Below are 253 nucleotides of genomic sequence, written 5' to 3'. Positions count from 1 at the left end.
CCCCTCGGTCCTAGTACCCGTCGGCTGATGCTTTACCGCTTCCGCAAAGCACTTGCGCCAGTAATGCAGGGTGGCTACCGCGATCCCTTCCTGCGCACAGTAATTCTTGACGGAAAGACCGCTCGCATGAAATCCGTCTACTTGCTGCCGCCAATATGTGGCCTTCTCTTCCTTCGTCATACCCACCCCTTCTCGCTGTATGCGGGGCAGGATCGGTCAGGTCAGAAAGTTTGGGAAGGTGGGTTGCTTAGAC

1 protein-coding gene is annotated in these 253 nt (G+C 56.5%); it reads right to left on the bottom strand.

Annotated features, from left to right (window positions below):
* Window positions 1-180 (bottom strand): IS66 family insertion sequence element accessory protein TnpA (tnpA, locus tag HJG40_RS13835; RefSeq protein ID WP_438263569.1); only part of this gene is annotated, 180 nt, incomplete at its 3' end.
* Between the last annotated feature and the right edge of the window lie 73 nt (window positions 181-253).

Source organism: Acidithiobacillus concretivorus, from assembly GCF_018853445.1.
Classification (GTDB): Bacteria; Pseudomonadota; Gammaproteobacteria; order Acidithiobacillales; family Acidithiobacillaceae; genus Acidithiobacillus; species Acidithiobacillus concretivorus.
This window is presented reverse-complemented; position numbering and strand designations above follow the sequence as displayed.